This is a genomic window from Anaeromicrobium sediminis, from assembly GCF_002270055.1.
In the GTDB taxonomy this organism is placed as follows: domain Bacteria; phylum Bacillota; class Clostridia; order Peptostreptococcales; family Thermotaleaceae; genus Anaeromicrobium; species Anaeromicrobium sediminis.
Map to the genome: position 1 here is coordinate 177,200 of NZ_NIBG01000007.1, position 20,457 is coordinate 197,656.

General features: G+C 30.2%; 15 protein-coding genes. 6 read left to right on the forward strand and 9 right to left on the reverse strand.

Annotated features, from left to right (window positions below):
* The first annotated feature begins 71 nt into the window (after positions 1-71).
* Together CCE28_RS10180 and cuyB are read left to right on the forward strand one after the other, a co-directional pair.
* The gene (locus CCE28_RS10180; protein WP_095133570.1) at positions 72-1,304 is read left to right on the forward strand and encodes a dicarboxylate/amino acid:cation symporter; all 1,233 of its coding nucleotides are present in this window, start codon (positions 72-74) and stop codon (positions 1,302-1,304) included.
* Positions 1,305-1,314: 10 nt separating this feature from the next.
* Positions 1,315-2,043, forward strand: a complete 729-nt coding sequence (gene cuyB / locus CCE28_RS10185) for a cysteate racemase (RefSeq protein WP_095133572.1) — start codon at positions 1,315-1,317, stop codon at positions 2,041-2,043.
* 89 nt (positions 2,044-2,132) lie between these two features.
* Here cuyB and CCE28_RS10190 read toward each other — a convergent pair whose 3' ends face one another.
* Both CCE28_RS10190 and CCE28_RS10195 read right to left on the reverse strand, forming a co-directional pair.
* The gene (locus CCE28_RS10190; RefSeq protein WP_095133573.1) at positions 2,133-3,800 is read right to left on the reverse strand and encodes a glycosyltransferase family protein; all 1,668 of its coding nucleotides are present in this window, start codon (positions 3,798-3,800) and stop codon (positions 2,133-2,135) included.
* Between the two features lie 41 nt (positions 3,801-3,841).
* The gene (locus CCE28_RS10195; RefSeq protein ID WP_095133575.1) at positions 3,842-5,098 is read right to left on the reverse strand and encodes a nucleotide sugar dehydrogenase; all 1,257 of its coding nucleotides are present in this window, start codon (positions 5,096-5,098) and stop codon (positions 3,842-3,844) included.
* Positions 5,099-5,422: 324 nt separating this feature from the next.
* On the opposite strand from CCE28_RS10195, the gene CCE28_RS10200 reads away from it, so the two are divergent.
* The 4 genes from CCE28_RS10200 to CCE28_RS10215 all read left to right on the forward strand — a co-directional run bounded on the left by CCE28_RS10200 (position 5,423) and on the right by CCE28_RS10215 (position 10,581).
* Entirely contained in the window at positions 5,423-6,220 is a 798-nt protein-coding gene (locus tag CCE28_RS10200; RefSeq protein ID WP_095133577.1) for a polysaccharide deacetylase WbmS family protein, read from the forward strand.
* Between the two features lie 42 nt (positions 6,221-6,262).
* Positions 6,263-6,961, forward strand: a complete 699-nt coding sequence (locus tag CCE28_RS10205; RefSeq protein ID WP_176461763.1) for an acyltransferase — start codon at positions 6,263-6,265, stop codon at positions 6,959-6,961.
* Positions 6,962-7,241: 280 nt separating this feature from the next.
* The gene (locus CCE28_RS10210) at positions 7,242-9,071 is read left to right on the forward strand and encodes a glycosyltransferase family protein (protein ID WP_242972955.1); all 1,830 of its coding nucleotides are present in this window, start codon (positions 7,242-7,244) and stop codon (positions 9,069-9,071) included.
* Between the two features lie 46 nt (positions 9,072-9,117).
* Positions 9,118-10,581 carry a hypothetical protein gene (locus tag CCE28_RS10215; RefSeq protein ID WP_095133581.1) on the forward strand — a complete coding sequence of 488 codons (1,464 nt, stop codon included), beginning with the start codon at positions 9,118-9,120 and terminating at the stop codon, positions 10,579-10,581.
* Between the two features lie 128 nt (positions 10,582-10,709).
* On the opposite strand, the gene CCE28_RS10220 is transcribed toward CCE28_RS10215, so the two are convergent.
* The 7 genes from CCE28_RS10220 to CCE28_RS10250 form a co-directional block, all read right to left on the reverse strand.
* Positions 10,710-11,489 carry a DUF169 domain-containing protein gene (locus tag CCE28_RS10220; protein WP_095133583.1) on the reverse strand — a complete coding sequence of 260 codons (780 nt, stop codon included), beginning with the start codon at positions 11,487-11,489 and terminating at the stop codon, positions 10,710-10,712.
* Positions 11,490-11,519: 30 nt separating this feature from the next.
* Positions 11,520-12,191 carry a methionine ABC transporter permease gene (locus tag CCE28_RS10225; RefSeq protein WP_095133585.1) on the reverse strand — a complete coding sequence of 224 codons (672 nt, stop codon included), beginning with the start codon at positions 12,189-12,191 and terminating at the stop codon, positions 11,520-11,522.
* Entirely contained in the window at positions 12,184-13,194 is a 1,011-nt protein-coding gene (locus tag CCE28_RS10230; protein ID WP_095133587.1) for a methionine ABC transporter ATP-binding protein, read from the reverse strand. Before CCE28_RS10230 ends, CCE28_RS10225 begins: the two co-directional genes overlap by 8 nt.
* A gap of 92 nt (positions 13,195-13,286) precedes the next feature.
* Complete coding sequence (locus CCE28_RS10235) at positions 13,287-14,147, reverse strand: MetQ/NlpA family ABC transporter substrate-binding protein (RefSeq protein ID WP_095133588.1); 861 nt, start codon at positions 14,145-14,147, stop codon at positions 13,287-13,289.
* A 561-nt stretch (positions 14,148-14,708) separates the two neighbouring features.
* Entirely contained in the window at positions 14,709-15,527 is an 819-nt protein-coding gene (locus CCE28_RS10240; RefSeq protein WP_095133590.1) for a flavodoxin family protein, read from the reverse strand.
* Positions 15,528-15,802: 275 nt separating this feature from the next.
* Entirely contained in the window at positions 15,803-18,553 is a 2,751-nt protein-coding gene (locus CCE28_RS10245; protein WP_141228347.1) for an EAL domain-containing protein, read from the reverse strand.
* Between the two features lie 283 nt (positions 18,554-18,836).
* Positions 18,837-20,426: an AbgT family transporter gene (locus tag CCE28_RS10250; RefSeq protein WP_242972956.1), complete on the reverse strand. Its 1,590-nt coding sequence runs from the start codon at positions 20,424-20,426 to the stop codon at positions 18,837-18,839.
* Between the last annotated feature and the right edge of the window lie 31 nt (positions 20,427-20,457).

The following is a 20,457-nucleotide window of genomic DNA, read 5'->3' on the forward strand; positions in this document are numbered from 1 at the left end:
CCGTCTGAAAGAATGTATTTTTATATTAACAAAATATAATAGACAAAAAATATTTAGAAGGGAATGAAGATATGAAAAAAATGAAATTAACTACGAAAATCTTTCTTGGACTTATTATTGGTATTCTTGTTGGTTTATTAATGCAAGGTACACCAGATGTGGCTCAGACATACATAAAGCCATTTGGTACGTTATTCATTAACATGATTAAAATGATTATTGTACCATTAGTATTTTCATCACTAATTGTAGGTGCTGCAAGTATTGGAGACGTAAAATCTCTTGGTAGAATTGGTGGAAAAACGGTTATTTATTATTTAGTAACAACAGCTGTTGCCGTTTCTATTGGATTATTTTTAGGTAAAGTAATGAACCCAGGTGCTGGACTCACTATTCCTGTAGGCGCAGAACAGGCTGCTAAAGAAGCTCCTTCCGTTGTTTCTACATTACTTAATATTATTCCTAAAAATCCTCTAAAGGGATTAGTTGATGGAAATATACTTCAAGTTATTACTTTTGCTTTATTCTTAGGTGTGGGATGTACTGCCGTTTCGGAGGATAAATCTAAACCTTTTGTTAACTTCTTTGATAGTCTTGCAGAAATCATGTATAAGATTACAGCCTTTATTATGGAACTTGCTCCTTATGGAATCTTTGCATTAATTGTTCCTGTAGTATCTCAATATGGAATAGATGTATTAAAACCACTTAGTATGGTAATTTTAGCAGTTTATATTGGTTGTGTATTACATGCAGTTTTAGTATATTCAACAGCTGTAAAAATCTTTGCCAATATAAGCCCAATAAAATTCTTTAAGGGAATTGCCCCAGCTGCAATTACAGCCTTTAGTACAACAAGTTCATCAGGAACACTACCTGTAACAATTAAATCAACTCGTGAAAATTTAGGAGTTTCAGAAAAAATCACAAGTTTCGTTCTTCCTTTAGGCGCCACTATAAATATGGATGGTACAGCGTTATATCAAGGTGTATGTGCACTATTTATAGCACAAGTATATGGAGTAGAATTAACCCTTGCTCAAATGGCAACTATCATATTAACTGCCACATTAGGTTCTATCGGAACAGCTGGCGTACCTGGTGGTGGATTCATAATGTTAACTCTTGTATTACAGTCAGTAGGATTACCTCTTGAAGGTCTTGTTCTAATTGCAGGTATTGATAGAATACTAGATATGGCAAGAACATCTGTTAATGTAATAGGTGACGCATCATGTGCAGTAGTTGTTGCATCTACAGAAAACAACTTAGAACCTACTAGTTCTGAAATATCTAGTAAGTAATGGTGATCCTATGAAAAAGACAGTAGGCATTGTAGGTGGTATGGGGCCAATGGCCACCATTGATTTATTCAAAAAAATTGTTCATAATACCCCTGCCGATTCAGATCAAAGTCACCTTCATATAGTTATAGATAATAATACATCCATACCAGATCGATCCACTTATATTTTAAGTGGTGGTGAAAATCCAACCAGTGAAATTTCATCGTCTGCTAGAAATTTAATATCAATTGGGGCAAATATTATTATAATGCCGTGTAATACAGCCCATTATTTTTATGATGATGTTTATGAAACTATTGAGGATTTAATTATGGATAAGGATGTTATCTTTATCCATATGATAGAAGAAACGGCAAACCATGTTTCTAATAATATGGAAGAGAATGGAAAGGTCTATCTTTTAGCTACTAAAGGTACTTATAAATCCATGATCTACAAAGAAGCTTTCAAAGCTCGTAATATTGAACTTATAGAGCCTACAGTTACTCTTAAGCAAAAGGTTATGGATATGATTTACGATTATAAAAATGGAACATTTGACTATACTCGTGATGATTTGTATGATTTTAAAAATGATGCTTTATCTAGAGGGGCAAAGAAGATAATTCTTGGTTGTACAGAATTACCTCTTATCTTTCAAAAGTTTAATTTAGTTGAAGATACTATAGACCCTACTGAAATACTAGCTAAGGCAGCTATTGAAAAAGCTAATACAGTGGCATTAGAGACTATATAAAAGAAATAAAAATCAATTAGAAGCCCATGAAATTAATCATGGGCTTTATCTATGATCTAATACCTTTAAAATATTATGGATTTTTAATTTTATACTGTTATATGTTTTATATAGTTATCTATATTTCTAATAATTTTACATTTCCTTAAAAATTCTTCATCTTCTATTTTAGAAATATATTCATTTATTAGGGGAGATTTCATATATACATAGTTAAATCTATCTACTGAGTATAGTTTTTTCCCACTTTTAATACAATCTTCAAAAAATATTTTAACAGTCCTAACAGTCATATCCGTAAATTTTATTTGTTTCCATATTTCTTTCTTCATAATAAAAGCTGACTCACATAGTGAATTGACGTATTGATTTTCCAAATTAGGAAATCTAATTGCTAAGGTCTTACTTCCTTCCACATAAGAGTAGTATGTTTGTTTACCAACAATATGTGCATCTGTATACTCAAAAGCATCCATTAAGTCACCTAAAAATTCTGGAGCATAGTAGTCATCATCTTCAAACTTAGATATATAAGGATACCTTGCCTTGTTTATGGCAAAATTAAAACATTCACCTAATGATTTTCGTTCATTCATTATGAATACTTTTACATGATCATAGGGTTTCTTCCATTCTTCCACCTTCATAGAATTATTGTTTAAAATAATAATTAATTCTTTCTTTTTATAATTTTGTCTTTCAAAATTTGAAAATACATTTTCTATTTTGTTTGGACTATTGATACAAGCAATAATAGATACACCTGGTATTTCTCTCTTTTTATAGCCTAAACCCATTTTTTCCAAAATAGTTTCCATTCTATGTCTATAAGTATGTTTTTTAAATACTTCTCTTTGCCCTCGTATTGATAATCGATCTCTTAATTCTTTATGATAAAGTAAAAATTTTAAATATTTTTTTACATCTTCCTCTGTCTTACATAGCGTAACAATATTTGAAAACATTTTTTCTATTCCTATTGAATAACTACTAATAACATTCGTTCCACATGCTAGTAATTCAAATACTCTCCTTGAAAACATAGTAATGCTACTTTTGATAAAATTAACATTTAAAAATATATAATATTTTTTATATATTGAAGCTATTTTCAAATAAGGAATAGGTTTCTTAATATATGGCTGATACAAATCTGGGAATCCATAACGATATTTAAACCTACTATAATACATTCGGTCATAGATATGCAACCCATACTGCAAGGCTGGTTTTAATAACATTTCCATATTCTTTTCTCTTTGAGAATGTTTTTTATGCCAAGTTCCTGCAAAAGCAACTTTTCCAAGTGGATTTTTACCTTTATCTATTGGATTATGCAATTTGGGCTGTGCAGCAAAGAGCAATACATATACATTATTATGTCCTAATATTTTTTTATATCTTTCTATACATCCTTCATCCGTTGTAAATACATAATCAAAATGTTTTGCCGTTTTAATGAAATTTTCAAAAAATATAGGATCTTCCTTATTCCAAAAAACAGTAGGAATATTCATGTCATTGCATGCATTTATCAGATCTTCCATTCTATTGTTTTCTCCAGTAACTGTATGTCTCCATCTACCTTCTTTTCCTAACCATGCAGATTCAACAAAGAGGAAATCTGGATCTTCATTAATCAATTGATATTTCCATTTTTCTATATCTAATTGAATAAGATTACATTCATATTTTAAGCATTCATAACTAAATTCATCTAAAATTGAGACTACTTTTAATTTATTTATGTTATTCAACGAATCATTCCCTCACTTTCTTTCTAGAAATAACTATGGGCCTAATGTAAATTGCCAAAGTTAACTACTTTAATATATTGGGAATCATAATCATCTGTATTTATAATATTTTTTGTATCAAATACTATGGGAGTTCTCATATTTTTTATAAATTTATAATAATTTAATTCTCTAAAGATATCATGATCGGTTAATATTAAAATCATATCAGCATCTTTTACAGAATCATTAATTGATAGAATTTCAATATTTTTATTGTTCACATAGGGGTCATAAATAGTTACTATATAATGATTTTCTTTAAGAAGATTAATAATATCTAGTGCAGGACTTTCTCTTACATCGTCAATGTTTCCTTTATAAGTAATTCCCCAAACTGCTATTTTAGGACTCTTTATTCCATCAAGTAATTGATTTACTTTTGATACTACATAACTAGGCATACTATTATTTATATCTCTTGCTAAAGAAATTATCTTTGCTAAATCAGGACATTTCTTAATGATAAAATGTGGGTCTACAGCTATACAATGTCCCCCTACTCCGGGACCAGGATGATGTACGTTAACTCGAGGATGGTTATTTGCCAATTCTATTACTTTATGGACATCAACATTAAGTCTATCACATATTTTTGCTAACTCATTGGATAAAGCTATATTTACATCTCTAAATACATTTTCAACTACCTTTGACATTTCAGCAGTCTTTATATCTGTTTTTAGTATTTTACCTTTTACAAAATTGATATAAATTTCTTCTGCTTTTTCGGCACAAGTTGAAGTATATCCACCAATTATTCTATTATTAAAAATTATTTCTTCCATAATTTTCGTAGGCAATACTCTTTCTGGACAATGGGCTAAGTAAACATCTATTCCCACATTAAAACCAGCTTTTTCTATAATTGGTCGAATAACTTCCTCTGTTGTATTTGGAGGAATTGTAGATTCAATAATTACTAAATTACCTTTGTTTAAATATGGGATAATCGAATTTACTGCTGATATGACATAACTTAGGTCACAAGTTTTATCTTCTCTTAGGGGAGTTGGTACATCTATCATAAAGGCATCAGCTTTTTCCGGATTCATTTTTGCAATTATGCGTTTTTTACTTACCATATCTTTTATAATTTGATTTAAGTTTGGTTCTCCAATATGAATTTCTCCTCTATTTATTGTTTTAATAACTTCTTTATTTATATCTACACCAACGACTTGGTATCCACTTAATGCAAGAACTGCACAAGTAGGTAATCCAATATAACCAAGACCTATTACGCATATTTTATTCATTCTATATCTTCCTCCATAAATTAATGGTCTTTTTAAAATACTCAATTTTTTAGAATTTCTTGCTTTTTTAAGAAAGATTAGGATCCTTATAATACTTATGGTGATACATTTTTCTAAGCCTAACAGTATTATATATATATATGATTTATGACTAAATATTGTACTATGTACTATGATATTTGCTGATATATTGGTGAAAAGATACTACTTTTATCATATTGGGTGGGATATGTCTATAAAAGTAACCACTAAATGCATAATTTCATAATATATAGTGTTACTACTTAGTATAAGTAAATTAATTACAAAGTAGGTGGAGTAATTGTGGCTGTAGATAAAAAATCAAATAATAATATATGTGATATATGGGGAAGTGAACCAATATTTTCTTTTACTGTTGACGTAGACTGGGCTTCAGAGGATGCCATAAAGTATTGTCACAGTATATTGGAACAACATAAAATAAGACCTACTTATTTCTTAACACATCCAAGTAAGTTTTTATATAGTCTACTAGAAGGCGGTAGTATTAATGCAGGTATTCATCCTAACTTTATTAGCGGCAGTAGCCATGGTAATTCATATACTGAAGTAATTAATTACTGTATGCATCTGTTACCAAATGCAGAGTGTTTCAGATCACATCGATATTATGATGTTAATGACATAACTGACGCTTTTTATGGACTTGGACTTCGTTATGATTCTAATCTATGTACACGTTTTCAAAAAGTTAATCCCTTTATACACAGGTCGGGACTAATAAGATTTCCAGTCTATTTTGAAGATGGAGCATATTTACTACATGAGAAAAGTTTAAACTTTAATTCCGTTGAAAAAAAATTATTTAGTTCTGCCGGGTTAATGGTGATAAATATTCACCCAATGCATATGGTCTTAAATTCTCCCAATTTTTCATACGCTCAAAAAGTAAAAAATCTTTTATCTTCTAAAGAATGGAATTCATTAACTTATGAAGATTTTAAAAAATTGAAATATGCAGGATTAGGTATTAGAGATTTTTTAATCAATTTATTTAAATTTGTTAATAAGAATAATTATAAAATTTACACTTTGAAGGAATTATACGAAATTATTAAGATTCATAATTATCTAGAGTAACTAAATTTAATGTTACTTAAGGGTAATATAAGAGGTGGGAAAATGATAAGTAAAACTGCAAAAGTAGGAAATAATTTCAATATAGGAAAAAACTGTATTATAGGTGAAAATGTTGTTATTCATAACAATGTTACTATATATGATAATACTATAATAGGTGACAATACAGAAATATTTGATAATGCCGTACTTGGAAGACCACCTAGATCTGCTGGTAACTTGGTTCATAAATTAAAAGATGATTATTCAAATCTAGTAATAGGAAAAAATTGTTCCATAGGTGTAGGAGCTGTAGTATATGTGGGGACTGTGATAGGTAATAATGTTTTACTATGTGACTATTGTAGTATACGTGAAGAATGTAAAATAGATGACTATACCACATTAGGAAGACATGTAGCAGTAAATCATAGTGTTACTATTGGAAAAAGAACAAAAATTATCGATAATGCATGTTTAGGATCTTACTTAATTGTGGAGGATGATGTGTTTATTAGTGCAGGTGTAATTTTTACTAATGATAATGAAATGCGTTTGAGTGGAAAGCAATTAGACAAAACATCAGGACCTTGTATTAAGAAGGGATGTAGAATAGGAGGAAATTCTATTTTTTTACCTGGAGTGATAGTTGGAGAGAATTCAGTAATTGGAGCTGGGTCTGTTGTAACAAAAGATATACCCAGTGGAACTGTAGCAATGGGAATACCTGCAAGAATTAAGAAATCTAATTCCTTAGAATAAAAAGGCACATTGACTACTTTACTTTCTAACTCTCAAACATATAACTATTCCTAGTCTATAGATTTTAATTTCGGGTATGTATATCTTTTAAGGTATGCATACTCAATTTATGATTTTGGCATTAATTGAACAACTGGTGAATTGAAGAAAGTATATAGTTTTTCTGCAACAAAGTGCATATATAATCATAGAAATAAAATATGGAAATATCTTTGGTTTAGCTAAATTACTAGTAATTTTGAAAATAGTCCTTAATATCAATTAATAATGAGGTGAAGAAATGACTAAATATGTGAAAATACTTACTACTACTACAAAAGCATATTCTGAACCAGTTAATAACTCTTACGCAAAATTGATACCAACATATATGTCTAGAGAAAAAAGGAAAGATGCTTATACAAAAAATACACTAAAAAAAGATACTGTTAACCAATTGAAGGTAGCCTGCATTTTAGATGAATTTAGTTATGAATGTTTTAAGTATGAATGCAATCTAATCCCTTTAGGTACTTATAACTGGAAGCAAACCTTAATTAAAGAAAAACCACATTTCCTATTAGTTGAATCAGCTTGGACGGGTTTCAAAGGACAATGGAGGGGTAAAATAATAAACTTGAAAAATAATCAAAATAACAAATTGAAAGATTTGGTTAATTGGTGTAATAAAAATAACATACCTACAGTCTTCTGGAATAAAGAAGACCCTGGGCACTTTGAAGAGTTCATAGCAGCAGCTAAACTTTTTGATTATATTTTCACTACTGACTCTAATTGTATATCTAAATACAAAAAAGTAATTAGTCATGATAATATCTATCCCTTACCATTTGCAGCTCAACCTAAAATCCATAATCCAATCAACAAAGACAAAGATAAATTAGGAAAAGTAGCTTATGCTGGTAGTTGGTATGCTAAAAAGTTAGCTCAGAGACAAAAGGACTTAGAAAATTTATTAAAACCCTCATTTAAATATGGACTACATATTTATGATAGATTCTATAATTACACAAAATCCAATGATTATAAATTTCCATATATATACCGACCTTATATTAAGGGGTATCTTCCCTATGAACAGATGATTAATACTTATAAAAAGTATGATATTTTTCTAAATGTTAATTCCTCACGTAATAGTCCAACCATGTTTTCAAGAAGAGTCTTTGAATTATTAGCATGCGGAACTAATATTCTTAGCGGTTATTCAATAGGAGTAAAAAATTTATTTTCAGATATGGTTAAAATATGTGAAACACAACAAGATACAGAAAAATATTTGAAAATCCTATTAGAAAATAAGGTTTTAAGAGATAAATTATCAATATTAGGGCAACGAGAAATACTCGGCAATCACACTTATAAGCATAGGCTCGAAACAATAGCTGATAAGATTAACATAAATTATAAAAAAGAAGATCACCCAGGGGTATCAATAATTACATGTACTAATCGTCCTAATAATATTGATAATATATTCCAAAATTATCAGATACAAAACTATAATAAGAAAGAATTTATTATTATTATAAACAGTAATACTATTGATATTGGTAAATATAAAGAAAAGGCTAAAGAACATAAAAATGTACGAGTATTTCAATTAGATGAAAAAACGTCTCTAGGAAAATGCTTAAACTACGGAGTAGAACAATCAAAATTTGAAATCATCTCAAAGTTTGATGATGATGACTACTATGCCCCTAACTATTTAATTGATATAATTAATGCTTTTACTTATACCAATGCATCAGTAGTTGGCAAATATTCAGCTTATGTATACTTTGAAAACAAAAAAATTTTAGCCTTAATGCATCCTAATACAGAAAATAGATATATGGAATTTGTAACTGGTTCAACATTAACTTTCAAGAAAGAAGTATTTAATAAAGTGAAATTTATTAATAAATCCAAAAGTGAAGATACACAGTTTTTAAAAGACTGTACAGCTAATGGTTTTAATATATATACAATCGATAGGTTTAATCATGTATTTTGTAGAAAATCTTCTCTAGAAAAACATAGTTGGAAAATAAGTGATGATGAATTATTAAAAAAATGTAAAATCATTGCCCATACAGATAATTATAAAGAAATTATTACTATATAGACATACTTTGTAAAAGATATTATTAGCACAATAGGAGGTATAAGAAATGATAACTGTTAGAGTACAATGGCCCGAAATAAAAAAAGATACTGTAAGATTTTTCTGGCATACAAATAAAACTGTCCCCTTATTTAGAAAAAATAATTTCTATTTTAAATATGAAGGGTTAAATATTGAAAAAATGCCTATTGAAGTTTACTGGAATGCTTTTCTTGCTCTGATGATTCCAGTGTTTAATATTTGTAAAGAAGATGTTTTATTTATTTTTCCTCATAGTATCCCATCTTTTATGGCTGAAACTTGGATAAATTTTCATAGCGCTAGTAACATTACAATATCCCCTTTATCAGATAAATCCTCTATAGAATTGAGTACAAATCATGACAACTCTACAAATGTTAATTCTAAAGTAGGTGTTCTCTTTGGAGGAGGAAAAGATTCCAGTTGTACTTTCTCTATTCTTTCGGAAGTACATGGAATTGAAAATATATTGCTTATTTCCTATGTATTTGGTTATGATAAATATGCTACAAATAAAATTGACAAAAGAAGAGAAAATATGATTCTAAATCCTCTAAAAAAAGATTTAAATGTTAAGATACAAAAGATAGTTTCTGATTTTCAATCAACTTTGAAAGATCAATCTGCTTTTTATAGTCCTCATACAGCTCTATTCACAGGTACAGTTTTACCAGTGATTATTAAGTATAATATTTCTCTTTTAACTCACAGTAATGAGTTTGTTAACTATTCAACTGGAATTTATAATTCTAATATTACTAGATTTAATTTTAGACTGTCTCGTCCAGAGTATGATAATTACTTGTCAGCACGTATTAATTCATTTTTTAAAACTGATGTTTCAATTAAAAATATAAGTTATTCTCTTTCAGATTTAGCATCATTCAAAATTTTAGCACAAAGATACCCTCACATACTTAAACATATTATGATGTGTGAAACTATTGAAAATCCAAATATAAAGTGGTGTAAAAATTGTTTTAAATGTGCTAAATATGTCTTTTATAGTCTATATACTGGTCATGAACAACATGACATTGACATTGACTACTTCTTTTCAAAAAGTTCATATATAAAAGATGTATTAGAAAGTACAAAAAATCTACAACCTACGGAAAATGGCAACTATCCATTTCATCCTTCTATAGGTTACTTTGAAACCTTCTATCATATGATGGCATCAATTAACCCTGAAGATGTTAAAAAGAGAACTTCTCAAAAGGGTTATCGTAATTTTATGATTCTTAAGAACCGATATGGTAATAAGAAATTTCCTGTTTATGACAGTTTTATTGAACCAGCATTTAAAAAATTATCACTTCCTTTTTCTAAAGAAATTCGAAAAATTATTACTACCCATTGTCCAGAAATTGAGAAACTCCCAGAATATTTTCTATTAGAAGGCATTAAGGTTACAATTGATTATAATTTAAATTGTCATGTGCCTAAAATTTTTAATGTGAATCATGAAAAAAAACTACCTCGATAGTTCTTGCAAGTCTTGGTATAAAAATATCCTCCTAATATTTTATTAGAAGGATATTTTATACAATTTAAAATATATTAAAGTTCAGTGCTGCTATTTGGAAAGACCTAGACTTATTTTAATATCTTTGTTTAGTAATAATAATTGCAATTATATTTAATTTCCAACTCATCAATATTATTTTCTTTAAGCTTTTTTTCGATTACTGCTTTTTTTTCATTGTTGTCCATTATATTAATAGTGTCCATTACTCCTTGGCTTAAGGTTTGAAAGCGGTTAAATGGAATGCCTATAGCAAGCTCGTTGTCCTTCCAACCAGCTTTATGTCTTGTTCCAATACATAGCATTGAAACATTAATATTATTACTCATATATGGTAGCGCAGTGGATTCAGAACATATTCCTTGGTTGCCTACCATTTGATAGGTGGAATGCATGCCGTAAAAATACGAATATCCCTGCAAAATTCTCATTATGTTATAAGGATTTGTTACCATGAGCACAACATCAGGCTCATGGGCGTAATCTTCAAGAGGCTTTACCATAACTCCATAGGCTTTATGGGTACAATAGCACATACGATCTCGGATATTTTTTGCGGTGGTCATATGACGATAGATTCCAAGGTTCTTACCATTTTGTCCCGAACGGTGAAAGTCATCTATTTCAATAAGTCCAAGAGTACGTCCTCCTGCAATGCACACAAGATCGTCTCCACAAGCTTTAAGGCCTGTTCCATTCATTGCCACTTTAACCATAACACAATAATTCATTTTATTAGTGATATGTTTTGCATCAGCAGCTTGAAAATCTTCTTTATTAAACAAAAATTTTACGCCAACAATTTTTCTTTCTAATTGTAATGCACAGTTCATTTTTGCTACTGCTTGTACTATTTTTTCTCTATTCAAGGATTTCACCTCACATTACTTTACTATATTTTATAATTTTCTATACAAGCTGTTCCCTATATATTGAATTAGTTGCACCATAACGAAAAGTAGGAACACAGAAGTGTAGAGCACTGTATTATTAAAACTTTGATACCCATAGTTTAAGGCTACTGCTCCTAACCCACCCGCACCTACTGCACCTGCCATAGTTGTACAGGAAAGATAGGTAATGGTAGCAAGTGTTGTCCCAGAAACAATAGATGGAATAGCCTCTTTTAACATTACTTTAAAGATAATTTGCATATTTGAAGCACCAAATGATCGTGCAGCCTCAATCAACTGTTTATCCACTTGAGCCAATGCATTTTCTAAAATTCTAGCCAAAAATGGTGTTGCCGTAAGGGTTAGGGGCAATATTGCCGCTTTTTCACCTATTGTAGTTCCAACAACCATTCTTGTAATTGGAGAAATTGCAACAATCAATATAATAATTGGAAAAGAACGAATAGTATTAACTATAAAATCTAAAACCTTATAAACCTTGTTGTTTGGTTTTAATCCGTCAGGACGGGTAATAATTAGGGCGATTGCTAAAGCAAATCCTAAAACAAATGCAAATACCATTGTAAAAACTAACATTCTTAAGGTACCGGATATAGACGGAAAAATAATTCCTTTGAAATATTTCCACCACATATTCAAAATTGCTTCGTTAAACATTGTATCCCCCTCCTTGTACATTATCCCTAATAATTTCAGATGAGTTCATAAACTTCCAAATAACATTGTTTTCATTAAGGTATTTTGTTATAACCGGAAGATTTTCATGGGATATATTTATAATTACCGATCCTAAAACACTATTCCGGTAGTTTTCCATCTCTCCACCCAAAATCATAAAGTCAGTTTGAAGTTCTCTTGCCATTTGTGTGATAACAGGCTGATCTGATATTTCTTTAGATAAGAGTATATGCAGATTAATCCCACTTTGTGGTAAAATAATATCCTTATCACCAATAAGGTTTCGAAGGGACTGAGGTTGTTTTAAAAAGATATCTTCAACAAATCCACTCTCTTCTATTCTTCCGTTTTCAAGGATAGAAATATTTTCACATGAGCTTCGCAAAACGGACATTTGATGGGTAACAATAACAATTGTAATTCCAAGTTCATTGTTAATTTTATTTATAAGTGAGATTATAGCCTTTGCGGTTTGAGGATCAAGTGCCGAGGTAGCCTCATCACACAAGAGAATCTTCGGATCCATCGAAAGTGCCCTAGCAATAGCAACACGTTGCTTTTGACCTCCTGATAGCTCACTCGGTTTAGAATAAAGTTTGTCTGGAATACCAACTAATTCCACTAATTCCTTTACCTTTTTGTCAATCTGTATTTTGCTATATTTCCAGCATTTCATAGGCAAAGCAATATTTTCATATACTGTCATTCGATTTAAAAGAGAGAATTGCTGAAAAATCATACCAATTTCTTTTTTAAACTCTCTTGCAGCTTGATTGTTTAGGCTTTTAACCTCTATACCGTCTACAATAATAGTGCCCTCATCGTAGCTTTCCAACCCATTGATACACCTAAGCAATGTGGATTTACCAGCACCACTGCGCCCTACCAAGCCATAAATCTTGCCTATATCAATAGTAAGATTTATATCCTTTAATACTTGTACTTCACCAAAGGATTTTTTTAAGTTTTTAATTTCAATCATAACTCACACCTCATTAATCCTAAAGAAAATATGTAAAAAGTGGCAAGCTATGCTGCCACTTTTTACACTTAATGTAACAATTAAGATAAAAACTATTTCTTTTCGTAGAGAACCAATGTACCCTCAAAAATTTCGTTGAATTTTGCTCTCATCTCGTCTGATTTAAGAATCTCCATAGCATCTTTCACCCATTCTTCCTCTACTGAGTCAGGTCTAACAGTAAGTCCAACAGGGAAATTTACTGTACTCATATCTTCGGCAAGGAAGGAATTTGGATCAATACCGGCAGCTTTAATTCTTGTGGATGGGCAGATAACCGCATCAGCATCATTAATGCTTCTTGCAGTTGTACTAATCTCTGTCTCTAATAGCTTAATATTTTTAGGATTATCTTTAATATCAAGAATTGTGTAGAAGTTTTCTGTCTTTTCCCCTAATGTTAAAAGGCCAACTTCTTGTAACATTTCTAAACTTTTTTCTATATTTGAAGGATCTCCGGGAACTGCAATAGTTCCGTTGTTTGGAATTTCCTCAATACTCTTGTGCTTAGAAGAATATAGAGCCGTGCGGTAATAACAAAGGTAAGGCTCTACCATTTGAAGATTACTATTATTTTCTTTGTTGAATGTTTGAATCCATGGTAGGTGGTTGTGAATAAAGCCATTTATATCCCCATCTTTTGTAGCAGTTGCAGGCATATTGTTTGCATCAAACAATACTACTTCAGCATCGTAACCTTTTTCAACAAGTGCATCTTTCACTAAAGAAGTGAAGGGTTCGATGGTGGATAAGGCCCCTAATTTAATAGTTTCTTTTTTTTCAGTGGCTTCAGAAGAAGCTTGGGCTGTGTTTTCTGACGGTACTGTTTCCTCTTGTTTTGCACAACCTACAGCAGAAAGACACATAACTAAGACTAATAACAAGCATAAAACTTTAAAGTTTACAGATTTCATTCTACTATTCTCTCCATTTCTATAAATTATTTTTCTCGCAATACTACAGCACAGCAATAAGGTTTAATAATACATATATTCCATTTTTTTCTAATGACGTGCCACTTATTATTATAGGGGACCTTTCATAATAAGACCAATTAATTTTTCCTATAGTTTATTTAATAAATATAGACTTTTTCTATATTAATCATATTTTGGGATTTCAAATTGCCTTCTATTACATTTGGACATAGAAAAACTACTCCTTCACTGGGTTAGGAGTAGTTTTTCCATGTCTTTAACTCTAGTTTAATTTTTTTACAGTTACTTAATTTTGGTACATATTCTTTTTTGTATTGGATAACATAAGTTAATTACATTTCCCAAGAAATTTTCACTTGATATATCATATGTATTGGATTTTTTTATATACGGTCTCAAGCTTTAAAATTCATATTTCACTCCTGCAAGTCTTGGCATAAAATATTCTCATAATATTTTATTTATGAGGATATTTTATATAATTTGCAATTTTTCTATTAATGGTCCATGATTAACGGTCCCATAAAATCATATTTTTTATATAAATAATTCTGGTTCTCTTCGATAAGTACAACCAATCTCTAATTCATATTTATGTCTTAAATAATCTTGATCATCATAATACTTTCCATAGGTAGGACATTTTTTAATACAGGCACCACATTTAATACAAATTCCATTTAATTTAGATACATCATTGGAATCAATGGAACCCATAGGACATACATTTGCACAAAGTTTGCAATCAATACAATTGTCATTTGTTTTTGGAGTAACCTTCCTAATGTCAACAGATCTACCATTTTCGTTTTTAGGCATATAATATTTCCTATAAGGTTTATTTCCCTTTACAACTATAGGTTGAATTTCATCTTCAGTTGTTATTTTTCTATATATTTCATTGGCAAAATCACTTGCTATAACCATATCTTTTTCATCAGGCCTATTTTTGGCAAGAGTTTTAGAAAATGAATGTTCTCCTACAAATGCACCCCCTGCAATAACTTTAAAACCGTTTAATTCAAGAATATCTTTTAATTCTATTAAAGCATCGTCATAATTTCTGTTTCCATAAACAACTACAGGAATTGCTAATGCACCATTACCAATAATAGCATTTAGATATTTTAATAATACATTAGGAACTCTTCCTGCATAGACTGGAACTCCTACAACTACAACATCTTCTTCTGTAAAAGACACTGGTTCTTTTCTAACTAATGGTAATGTAAAATCAATATTATTTATAGTTATTTCCCCATTCATATTCTCTGAAATTTTCTTCCCTACTGACCATACTACTTTTTTAGTTGTATCTGTTGCACTAAAATACATTGTATTAATTTTTTTATTCACAATAATCCCCCCTGTGATACGTTTATTATATTGCTGATCTAAATACCCTTGTTACGTTAGTTACCAACTTTTATTATACTACTCTTAAAACTATTATTCTATAATGTCTAACCTCACAATAAATCCTTATGGGGTTTTATGCCCTTTTGTTAATTTCTCTACACAGTCATGTAACTATATGGCCACATCTCAGTTATAATATCTATGCATACAAAAAAATTCCCCAGAAACTTGTCTGAGGAAACATAAAATATATCTATTAAATTTGTACTTCTTTATTTATTCTGTAAGAAATTATAATTATGTATTTCTTCTACTTCTTCTACTTCTAACGGTTTACTAAATAGATATCCTTGAATATAGTTACACTTTCCTACTTTAAGTCGTTTATACTGCTCCATATCTTCAATCCCCTCTGCTACTACTTTTAGATTTAAACTATGGGCAAGAGAAATAATACTGTCCATAACGGAAATGCTTTTTAATTCCAAGAACTTATCGTTTAAAGATTTGTCTAACTTTATTTTATCCACTGGTAAAAAGGTTAAATAACTAAGAGAAGAATAACCTGTGCCAAAATCGTCTAAAGCAATTCCTATTCCTAATGACTTTAATTGATCTAGAAATTCTATGGTCTCATCTTTTTTCTCTAAAAATATGCTTTCAGTGATTTCTATGTCTATATATTTAGTTTCTACATCTTCTTTTCTTAATATATCCTGTAAAAAATCAATATAACTTAAGTCGTTTAATTGTTTTGCAGAAAAGTTAATTGCTATGGGTTTTATGTTTAAACCCTTCTTTTTCCATATACCTATTTGTTTAATTACTTCTTTTGCTACCCATCTTCCAATATCCATAATCATACTAGTTTCTTCAGCTATAGGTATAAAGACAGCTGGTGATATAGGATTTTTTTTCATCCGTAAAAGAGCTTCAAAACCTACAATTTCCCCTGTAAAGACAGAAACCTGAGGTTGATATAAGACCTTGAATCCATCTTCTTTGATGGCTTCTCTTAGCATCTTCTCTATCTCTATTTTTCTCTTTACCCTATCTACCATATGTCGGTTAAAAAACATATAGCTACTTTTTCCAAAATCCTTTACCATATACATGGCAACATCAGCATTCATAATTATTTGATTAACATCATTGCTATCAAATGGATACAAGGTAATTCCTATACTACAGCTTATATGTATTTGATTTTCTCCAATTATTATGTTCTTTTTTAATATATCAAGTATTCTTTTAGCATAATTTTCAATTTCAATAACATCCTTTTCTCCTTCTATCAAAAAAAGAAATTCATCTCCACCAAATCTTGATATAAATAGTTTTTCATCTTTCATATCTAAAAGTTCTTCTGCAACTTTTTTCAGTACTTTGTCTCCATATACATGACCTAATGTATCGTTAATTTCTTTAAAATTATCAATATCCAGTAGCATTATAGCTCCTACCTTATTTTCATTTATCTCCCTTTCAAGTTTTTCCATAAACTTTAATCTATTGGGTAAATCAGTTAAAGTGTCATGATAAGCAAGATGCTCAATGTATTTTTCTTTCTCCTTTAGTTTTGTTATGTCAAGGATGATACCATTGATAACCTTTAAATTCTTATTTTCGTTAAAAACTCCCTTGCCACGAATTAATATCCATTGTAAATTATTATTTTTACCTTTAATTCTTACTTGGCTATATATTTCTTCTTTCTCCCCTTGTATATAAGCTATAAACTCCCCTATTAATTTTTCTTTTTCCTCTTTTCTTAAAAGTCTATTTAAAACTTCATGAATATTTTCTTTTTCCTTTAGGCTTATTCCATAGGCGTCTTTAAATTCTTCTGATAAGTAAATGCTTCTATCCTCTAGATTGTACTCCCACACTACACTATCTGTGCCCTGAATAGCAATCTGGTATTTTTGCTTTAGATTTTCTAGCTTTTCAGTATAGCTTTGTATCTCATCATATTGGGCTCTTAGCTCTTCTTCCGAAGCTGTTAATTGTTGATAGGCTGCTGCTATTTCTTCGTTAGATGCATTTAATTTTTCTTGATTCTCTCTGAGGAATTTATTGGCTGATACAAGCTCTTTTGTTCGTAATGCCACAATCCTTCGCAAAGTAAATATACCAAAAACCAATAAAATCAAGACCACCATTATTAACCCTATTAACCAAGTATATTCTTTAACTTCATCCCATAACCTTTTCTCTTCATATACTCCTAACCATTTATCATATATTTTTTCATATTCCCCTGTAGCCTTTAAAATCTTTAGTCCAGCATTTAATGTAAACAGCAAATCTTCATTATCCTTTTGTACAGCCATAGCATAATCACTTTTAGCAATATCTATTCCATTTGCCTGCAAATTTGAAAGTTTAAGTTTATCCGCTATAAAATGGCCTGGGACTTTTAGTACAGCAGCATATTCATATTTGCCCCTAGAAACTAGTCTCAAAGCTTCCTCTACTGTTGGTACTCTAATGAATTCTATATTAAGATTTTGCTTAGCCAAATATTCATAAACCATGTCATTTTCCTGTACTACTACAGTTAATCCTTCTAATTCTCTTATATCATTGATTTTACTTCGCTTTCTAGTGAAAATATCTCCACTCGCCACTGTAAGTCTTGTTGAAAAATCATAAATTTCTTTCCTATCTAACGAGTACATCATTCCTGAAATCACATGGATTTCCCCTTCTTCTAAACGCTTTTTTACTGTATTCCAATTATCTAATCTAAATTCCACATTTAATCCCATTTCCTCTAATGCAGCTTTTGTTAGTTCAATATTAAAACCAGTAGGATCACCATTTTTATCCACAAAACTATAGGGGGGATAATTTATATCATCTCCAATAATAATTGTCTCTTTAAATTGATTTTCACCTGTTCCATTTATTGATAAATCTGCATTTGTTTTTTTAGTATTCCCATAGGAATAGAATAAACTGAACTGTGCAATTATCAAACTAAGGAAGATTAATAAGAATGGAATTTTTTTATTCTTCATAATAATTATCTCCTATCTCATTGATTGAGTTTCACTAAAATTACATAATTACACTAATATTTTATACCATTTTTCTCCTTTTTTCTACAAATTTCTTCTTTCGCATATATGTTTCCGTTATTCTTTTTCTTAATGGATATAAAATACCTTAATAAAAATAATAATCTCACTCCCCAAAGGAATGAGATTATTATTTTTATTAAGGAGTTTATGCGAAGCTTGCACAACTACTATTTTAAAAATTTCTCTTATTATGAAACTGAAAAATATATTCACTAACATACTACATAAAAATCGATACTCCAGGTCCTAATGATATGTTTAAGAAATACCAAGCAATCAATAATAATGTGAATCCAATTAAGTACGCAATTGAATAAGGCAGCATTAGAGATATTACAGTACCTATTCCATTAGTTTCACTTTCATCTGTTTTATATTGATTCATTATACCTATAATAACTGGAATGTAATAAGATAGAGGAGATATAATGTTTGTTGACGAATCACCAATTCTATATGCTACCTGGGTTAAAGCTGGAGATAATCCCATCATTGAAAACATTGGTACAAATACAGGGGCTAAGATTAACCATTTAGCTGAACCACTTGTAACAAATAGGTTGATGACTGTTGAAAGTAAAATAAACATGATTATAAGAGGTATACCACCTATATTCAAAGCTTTTAAAAATTCTGCACCATTAACTGCTAGTATAGTAGTTAAATTACTTAATTTAAAGAAATATATAAACATGGATGCAGGCAGTGCCACAATTAAAAAGCTTAGGGAACCACTTAAACCATCTTGCATAATCTTAGGAATGTCTTTTTCAGATTTAATAACTCCAATTGTTTTACCATATACAATACCTACGGAAGCAAAGAAGAAGAAAAGTATTGGAACAATGCCCTTAGTCAAAGTAGATTTAGGTAAAATACCACCATCTGCATTTCTAAAGAAAGATCCCTCTGGTACTGTTAATATTAAAATTAATCCAATATATATTAATGCAGTAAGTCCAGCATTTCTTAAGCCTTTATTCTCTTTTTCCGTTACTTTGTGTTCTTCAAGGGATGACTTATCTACATTATTATTCGTATCACCTAAAAACTTTACTGTGAATTTCTCAGTTACTAACACGGTCAAGAAAGTAACAACAAATGTTGCTGCAATCATGAAGTACCAGTTTATAAGCGGATGTGTAGGGGCCTGAATTCCCATACCACCAGCAGCTGATTCAGTGATTCCTGATAAAAGTGCATCTGTACCTGCAATCATAAAGTTAGCTGTAAACCCTCCAGATGCTGCAGCAAATCCAGTAACAATACCTACTTTAGGATTACGTCCCAAGGCTTTAAAAATTGCACCACCGATAGCAGCAGTAAAAATCATACCTGCATCAGATGCTAGATTTGCATTAATTCCTACAATTGCTAATACGCCTGTAACCATGTAAGATGGAGCACCTAATATTGTCTTTCTCATAAAGGCATTAATAAGTCCTGTTTGCTCAACCATTCCGATGCCAATCATCATAGTCATTATTAGACCAAGTGGGGCAAATCCAACATAGGTTTTAACAAATTTTTCTATAAACGGTCTCATCCCAGCATAACTTAAAAGGTTCATAACTTCTACAGTTATTTCCTTCGGCGCCTCACCAGCATTTCTTGAAGCAGCTAAGTATGTAACTGACATGCCAGCTTTATTTAACAAGTAAGAAAGTAAAAGTACAATTACTGTTAACCCCACAAACAGAGTAAACGGATGAGGTAGTCTATTGCCAATAATCTCAATTCTCCTAATAAAATTTGAAAATCTTGAATTACTATTCCCTTCACTTTTTACATCCTTCATTGATGCTCTCATTTCAATCCCCCTTTTTTATACACAGGAGTCG

Bases quoted from the DNA above. Each gene is read 5' to 3' on its own strand.
- CCE28_RS10225 (WP_095133585.1), bottom strand. From the start codon at position 12,191: ATGTTTAACGAAGCAATTTTGAATATGTGGTGGAAATATTTCAAAGGA.
- cuyB (WP_095133572.1), top strand. From the start codon at position 1,315: ATGAAAAAGACAGTAGGCATTGTAGGTGGTATGGGGCCAATGGCCACC.
- CCE28_RS10210 (WP_242972955.1), top strand. From the start codon at position 7,242: ATGACTAAATATGTGAAAATACTTACTACTACTACAAAAGCATATTCT.
- CCE28_RS10180 (WP_095133570.1), top strand. From the start codon at position 72: ATGAAAAAAATGAAATTAACTACGAAAATCTTTCTTGGACTTATTATT.
- CCE28_RS10250 (WP_242972956.1), bottom strand. From the start codon at position 20,426: ATGAGAGCATCAATGAAGGATGTAAAAAGTGAAGGGAATAGTAATTCA.
- CCE28_RS10215 (WP_095133581.1), top strand. From the start codon at position 9,118: ATGATAACTGTTAGAGTACAATGGCCCGAAATAAAAAAAGATACTGTA.
- CCE28_RS10245 (WP_141228347.1), bottom strand. From the start codon at position 18,553: ATGAAGAATAAAAAAATTCCATTCTTATTAATCTTCCTTAGTTTGATA.
- CCE28_RS10235 (WP_095133588.1), bottom strand. From the start codon at position 14,147: ATGAAATCTGTAAACTTTAAAGTTTTATGCTTGTTATTAGTCTTAGTT.
- CCE28_RS10205 (WP_176461763.1), top strand. From the start codon at position 6,263: ATGATAAGTAAAACTGCAAAAGTAGGAAATAATTTCAATATAGGAAAA.
- CCE28_RS10230 (WP_095133587.1), bottom strand. From the start codon at position 13,194: ATGATTGAAATTAAAAACTTAAAAAAATCCTTTGGTGAAGTACAAGTA.
- CCE28_RS10195 (WP_095133575.1), bottom strand. From the start codon at position 5,098: ATGAATAAAATATGCGTAATAGGTCTTGGTTATATTGGATTACCTACT.